The organism is Oleiphilus sp. HI0125, from assembly GCF_001635355.1.
This window is the reverse complement of sequence record NZ_LWGF01001404.1, coordinates 1-1096: the sequence shown is the minus strand read 5'-3', so window position 1 is coordinate 1096 and position 1096 is coordinate 1. Positions and strand designations below refer to the sequence as shown.

The 1096-nt window shown below is 42.8% G+C and carries 2 protein-coding genes; both read left to right on the top strand.

Annotated elements, in window-relative coordinates; genetic code table 11:
* Window positions 1–576: tRNA (guanosine(37)-N1)-methyltransferase TrmD (gene trmD, locus A3762_RS23940; RefSeq protein ID WP_068757975.1), on the top strand; the 576-nt coding region annotated here is incomplete at its 5' end.
* 44 nt (window positions 577–620) lie between these two features.
* On the top strand, window positions 621–977 hold the full coding sequence (rplS, locus tag A3762_RS23935; protein ID WP_068479388.1) for a 50S ribosomal protein L19: 357 nt from the start codon (window positions 621–623) through the stop codon (window positions 975–977).
* Window positions 978–1096: the final 119 nt, after the last annotated feature.

Genomic DNA, 1096 nt, shown 5'->3' with positions numbered 1-1096 from the left:
ATGCTTATGAAGGTTCAGCCTTTGCGTGATGCAATTGAGTTTGCTAAAGCCGAAGCTGAGCGAAAAGGTAAGTCTGCGCCTAAAGTGGTTTACTTGTCTCCTCAAGGTAAGAGGCTAGATGACAAGCTTGCTAGAGAGTTGGCTCAAGAACCTTCTTTAGTGCTGGTCTCGGGTCGTTATGAAGGAATTGATGAGCGTTTAATAGAGACGCATATCGATTTGGAAGTTTCGATCGGTGATTATGTGTTGAGCGGTGGAGAGTTAGCTACACTAGTTGTTATGGATTCGGTGAGCAGGCACTTAGAAGGAGTGCTTGGTCATACAGAATCTGCAAAAGAAGATTCTTTTGCGAATGGTTTGCTTGATTGTCCTCACTATACGAGGCCTGAAGTGCTTGAAGGAGAAGTGGTTCCCTCGGTATTGTTATCGGGTGATCATGAAAAAATTCGCAAGTGGCGATTAAGTCAGTCACTTGCAAGAACGTACGAGCGACGACCTGACTTGCTCGACAAAATTGAATTGAACCAAGAGCAGCAACAGCTTTTGGAAGAGTTTTTAAAAGACGTGAATCGGTAGGTAAGGTTGAGATAACCTGATCTACTCAATTTTTGGAGAGTAAAATGAGCAGCAAGAACAACATCATCAGCGCAATTGAAGCTGAGCAAATGACAACAGAAGTGCCTGAGTTTGGCCCAGGTGACACTGTTGTAATCCAGGTTAAAGTTAAGGAAGGTAACCGTGAGCGTCTTCAGGCGTTCGAAGGTGTCGTTATTGCTAAGCGTAATCGTGGCTTAAACTCTTCTTTTACTGTTCGTAAAATCTCTTACGGTGTAGGTGTAGAGCGTACATTCCAGACTTTCAGTAAGCTAGTTGATAGCATTACTGTTAAGCGTCGTGGTGATGTTCGTCAGGCTAAGTTGTACTACTTGCGTGAGCTTAGTGGTAAGGCTGCACGTATCAAAGAGAAGCTTAACTAAGTTTATATTGATTTATAAAAAACCCCGACTCGTCGGGGTTTTTTGCGTTTACGGTTAGGTGATCCTTGTTCGTAGTTTTTATTTATAAGATATTGAACGTTCTCTGATGCATGTGATCA

Coding starts and splice junctions, on each gene's coding strand:
- rplS (WP_068479388.1), top strand. CDS start 621: ATGAGCAGCAAGAACAACATCATCAGCGCAATTGAAGCTGAGCAAATG.